A 4,935-nucleotide genomic window follows, 5' to 3' on the forward strand; every position below is an offset into this window, starting at 1 on the left:
ACCAGCGAGTCGGAGAACTCCAGCGGATGCGAGGTGGTGAAGCGGATGCGGCCGATGCTTTCGAGCTGCGCGATGGCGTGGATCAGCACCGCCAGGTCTGCCGTGCCGCCGTCGTGCGTGGGGCCGCGATAGGCGTTCACGTTCTGGCCCAGCAGGATCACCTCGCGCACGCCTTGTTCGGCGAGCTGCGCCACTTCCACGATCACGTCGTCGAACGGGCGGCTGATTTCCTCGCCGCGGGTGTAGGGCACCACGCAGTAGCTGCAGTATTTGGAGCAGCCTTCCATGATCGACACGAAGGCGGTGGGGCCTTCGGCGCGCGGCTCGGGCAGGCGGTCGAACTTTTCGATTTCCGGAAAGCTGATGTCCACCTGCGGCTTGCCGGTGGCGCGCTTGGCGTCGATCAGTTCGGGCAGGCGGTGCAGGGTTTGCGGGCCGAACACCAGGTCGACGTACGGTGCGCGCTTGAGGATGGCTTCGCCTTCCTGCGAGGCCACGCAGCCACCCACGCCGATCAGCACCGGCTTGCCGCCTTGCTTGTGTTCGCGCCAGCGGCCGAGCTGGCTGAAGACTTTCTCCTGCGCCTTCTCGCGGATCGAGCAGGTGTTGACCAGGATCACGTCCGCTTCCGACTCATCCTGGGTCAATTCCAGGCCATGCGATGCACGCAGCACGTCGGCCATCTTGGCCGAGTCGTACTCGTTCATCTGGCAGCCGTGGGTCTTGATGAAAAGCTTGCCGCTCATGGCGTCGGGTACCGTGGGTTCGGAAGGCGGTGCGGAATGCATCGAACCGCGTATTGTACTCGCGCGGTTGGTGGCCGGCTACTGACAGATCAAGGACTTGCGAGGGCGACACCCACCAGAAACACCCATGCCTCGCCGCCCCGGCGAGTGCCTTGATGGGCAAACAAAGTCACCAGGCCCGGCGTTCGCCGGGGTGACGGACGGGAGGTTTTCCGCTGGTGGAGCGAGTTGACGTGCGGCAGGGCATGTATATCCATGTTCTGGCACACGATTTCGCCAATTCGCGCTTGGCTCGCAACCCTTGTGAGCGCAAACTGCCCGCCATGTTTACCGCCGTTCGCCAAAGGGGAGGCGGCGGCCCGAGGGCAATCCACCTCCCGGCATTTCTGCTCACCGCCATGCTGGCGGTGCTTGGCTGTGCGCTGTTGCTGGTCACCAGGCCGGCGCAGGCCGGCGCGCTGTACCGCTGCACCGGCGCGCAGGGCGAGGCCGTGTTTACCAGCAGCAAGGCGGGTTATCGCGCCTGTCAGCAACTGGCCTCGTTTCCCGCCGCCGTGTCCCATGCCGGGCCGAAGCGCGTGATGTCCAGCCAGGTGAGTTCGCTGGCCTGGGTCACCGGCTGGGTGGAGACATCGGCCAAGCCGATTGCGCCGATCATCGTGTCGCTGGAGCGGGTGACGGCCGAGGTGGAGACCACCGCTCGGGTGGCGCCGCCGCCGGAAGGCAAGCCGGGGCAGTGGACTTATAGCGATTCGCACACGGGCGTTGCCGCGGCGTTAGCCGATGGCGGCGCGCAGGATGCTACGGACAACCGCGTGCTGCGCGGCGCGGTGTATCGGATCGTGCATCGCGACGGCAGCGTGGAATACACCAACATCCCGCCGGGTGGCGCGCAGGCGAGCAACGTCACCAAGCTTTTCAGCTACATCGCTACCTGCATGGCGTGCAATCTGCACTCGAACATCAACTGGAACACGGTGGCGCTTCACCTGGATGCATATCAGGACGTGATCCACGAGGCGAGCCTGGAATCGGGCGTGGACGAGGCTTTTATTCGCGCCATCATTCACGCCGAAAGTGCCTTCAATCCGCGTGCGATGTCGCTCAAGGGCGCGCAAGGGCTGATGCAGCTGATGCCGGGTACGGCGAACGACATGGGCGTGCTCGATGCGTTCGACCCGGCGCAGAACATCCGTGGCGGCGCGCGCTATCTCGGTTTGTTGATGAAGAATTTCAACGGCAACGTGCGGCTGGCTGCGGCCGCGTACAACGCGGGGCCGGGGGCGGTGCAGCACTACAACGGCGTGCCGCCGTTTGCGGAGACGCAGGTGTATGTGCAGCGCGTGGGGGAATTGTTGCAGCGGTATAGCAAGGCGTTGCATCCGCCGCTGGCGAGTTTGTAGGTCATATACACCTGCTGGCCGTCATTCCCGCGAAAGCGGGAATGCATTTCAAGGGATGCGTCAGAGCAAAATGGATTCCCGCATTCGCGGGAATGACGGCCAGAGGGAATGCACGTTTTTCAGGGCAGCTATCCCTCGATAAAGCTTCCCATATTCCCCTGCGAACTCCCCGCCGGCAACCGCGGCGGCCGCTGGATCACGTTCACCATCACATGAAACGGCACGCCATTGCGCAAGCCGGAAACTTCCACCTTGCTGCCGGGCTTGAGCATCGCTTCATGCCGGCTCAGATCGGCCGGATCGCGGATGTCGTCATCGCCCAGGCGCAGCAGGATGTCGTGCGGCTGGATGCCGGCCGCGGCGGCGGGGCCGCCGGGATATACATCGGTGACTTGCGCACCGCGCGCGGCGGCGGCAGGCAGGCCGCTATCGGCCGCCACCGGCACGAAACCGTAATTGGCGCCGAGCCAGCCGCGGATCACGTGATGGGTTGCGATTAATTGTCGCAGTACGTTGGTAGCCGTATCGACCGGAATGGCAAAACCGATACCCTCCGCATTAGCTTTCTTGCCGATAAGGAGGGTGTTGATACCGACCAGGTCACCGTTGCTGTTGACCAGCGCACCGCCTGAGTTGCCGAGGTTGATCGCGGCATCGGTCTGGATGAAATCCTCGGGGCTGGCGTTGTTCAACTGACGGCCGATGGCACTGATGATGCCCATGGTCACGGTCTGATTGAGGTTGAGCGGATTGCCGATGGCGAGCACCACGTCGCCCACGCGCAGCTTTTTCGGATCGGCCATCTGGATCACGGGCAGGTTGCTGGCGTCGACGATCTTCAGCACCGCCAGATCCGTTTCCTCGTCTGCACCGACCAGCTTGGCTTTCGCCACGCGACCGTCGTAGAGCAGCACCTGGATATCATCGGCGTCGGCGATTACGTGATTGTTGGTAAGCACGTAGCCGTCTGCACTGACGATCACGCCGGAGCCGAGGTTCTGTTCGCGCCGTGTCTGCGGAGGACCCGCCGGCGTGCCGCCGAACAGCTGCTGCATCAGCGGATCGTTGAACATGCGGATGGCTTGTTCGGTCACGACCTTGTTGGCGTAGATGTTGACCACGGAAGGCGCGGCTTTTGCAACGGCATCGGCATACGAAAACGGTGCAGGTTGCAACGGCGCGGGTGAAGTTGCTGCTGGAACGGATGCATGCTCGTGCTGCCATCCGAAACGTGTACGCAGACGGTCGCCGACACCGGGCCAGATCAGGCTGATCACGAACGCGATCGCCAGCCCGAGTATCACGAATCGGGCAACAAAGGCGACGATGCCGGCGGCATGCTTCATGTCGTATCAGTCTTGAGGAAAAGTAAGCGCGTAAGTGTGGCAGAGCGACGTGACCGCCCGTGCGGTTTTATTGTAGGGTTCTTGACCTGAGGCTAGACTAACGCGATTTGTAGTAGGTAACGCGATTTTGCAGGGGCACGATCCTGAGGGGCGGTCGGCGAAGCGGAATCTTTAGCTCGTCCGCATTGGCAGAGTCTGGTTTCTGCAGTGTCAATGGCATGCAAGTACCGGAGAGCCTGATGGCGAACGAAGTCGTCGATCTAGGCCGCCGCCGTTTTCTCACCACGACGACTGCCGTGGTAGGGGGAGCAGGCGTAGTGGCTGCAGTAGTGCCTTTCATCAAGTCGTGGGAACCCAGTGCAAGAGCCAAGGCCGCCGGCGCTCCCGTTACCCAGTCACTGAAGAAGATCGAAGCGGGCCAGCAATTGATCGTCGGCTGGCGCAGCCTTCCGGTATTCATCGTCAATCGCACGCCGGCGCAGCTGGCGGCGTTGCCCAAGCAGGATCCGCGTCTGGTCGATCCGAAGTCCGACGGCGCTTCCGCTGACCAGCAACCCAAGTACGCGCAGAACGAGACCCGCTCCATCAAGCCGGAATGGCTGGTGATGGTCGGCATCTGCACGCACCTGGGTTGCGTGCCCGACTATGTCGGCGAAATGAAGCCCGAGCCGTTCGATCCGAACTGGCAAGGCGGCTACTACTGCCCCTGCCACCACTCGCGCTATGACATGGCCGGCCGCGTCTACCAGGGTGTGCCTGCGCCGAAGAACATGCAGATTCCGCCTTATCACTTTGTCGACGACAGCACCGTGCAGATCGGTGTGGATGCGGAGGGGAATTCGTAATGGCGAACGTCTTCTCTAATATCGGTGACTGGGTCATCGAACGCGCGCCCGGCTTGATGCCGGTGTATCGCAAGCACATGACCGAGTACTATGCGCCGAAGAACTTCAACATCTGGTACTACTTCGGTTCGCTCGCGCTGCTGGTGCTGGTCAACCAGATCGTCACCGGCATCTTCCTCACCATGAACTACGACCCGAGCGCGAGCGGCGCGTTCGACTCGGTGCAGTACATCATGCGTGACGTGGAATGGGGCTGGCTGATCCGCTACATGCACACCACGGGCGCATCGCTGTTCTTCGTGGTGATTTACCTGCATATGTTCCGCGGCATCATGTACGGCTCGTATCAGAAGCCGCGCGAGCTGGTGTGGCTGTTGGGCATGCTGATCTTCCTGGTGCTGATGGCCGAAGCGTTCATGGGCTACGTGCTGCCATGGGGCAACATGTCGTTCTGGGGCGCGAAGGTGATCGTGTCGCTGTTCGGCACGATTCCGGTCATCGGCAAGGATCTGGTCGAATGGATCATGGGCGACTTCCTGCCCGCCGACGCCACGCTCAACCGCTTCTTCGCGCTGCACGTGATCGCGCTGCCGCT

The 4,935-nt window shown here is 62.5% G+C and carries 5 protein-coding genes; 3 read left to right on the forward strand and 2 right to left on the reverse strand.

Annotation, left to right across the window (positions count from 1 at the left end; all coding sequences use genetic code 11):
* A partial coding sequence (locus tag V7M64_RS22095) for a MiaB/RimO family radical SAM methylthiotransferase (protein ID WP_333682305.1) occupies positions 1 to 746 on the reverse strand: 746 nt, incomplete at its 3' end.
* A 245-nt stretch (positions 747 to 991) separates the two neighbouring features.
* On the opposite strand from V7M64_RS22095, the gene V7M64_RS22100 reads away from it, so the two are divergent.
* Positions 992 to 2,149, forward strand: a complete 1,158-nt coding sequence (locus V7M64_RS22100; protein WP_333682307.1) for a lytic transglycosylase domain-containing protein — start codon at positions 992 to 994, stop codon at positions 2,147 to 2,149.
* Positions 2,150 to 2,277: 128 nt separating this feature from the next.
* Here the strand turns inward: V7M64_RS22100 and V7M64_RS22105 are convergent, their stop codons facing one another.
* Positions 2,278 to 3,495: a trypsin-like peptidase domain-containing protein gene (locus tag V7M64_RS22105; protein WP_333682309.1), complete on the reverse strand. Its 1,218-nt coding sequence runs from the start codon at positions 3,493 to 3,495 to the stop codon at positions 2,278 to 2,280.
* A gap of 239 nt (positions 3,496 to 3,734) precedes the next feature.
* Here V7M64_RS22105 and petA point away from each other — a divergent pair, with 239 nt between their 5' ends.
* Entirely contained in the window at positions 3,735 to 4,340 is a 606-nt protein-coding gene (petA, locus tag V7M64_RS22110) for a ubiquinol-cytochrome c reductase iron-sulfur subunit (RefSeq protein ID WP_333682311.1), read from the forward strand.
* Positions 4,340 to 4,935, forward strand: a 596-nt coding sequence (locus V7M64_RS22115) for a cytochrome bc complex cytochrome b subunit (protein WP_333682312.1), incomplete at its 3' end; no start/stop codon positions are given. The genes petA and V7M64_RS22115, both read left to right, overlap by 1 nt.

The organism is Dyella sp. (genome assembly GCF_036746095.1).
Lineage (GTDB): Bacteria > Pseudomonadota > Gammaproteobacteria > Xanthomonadales > Rhodanobacteraceae > Dyella_B.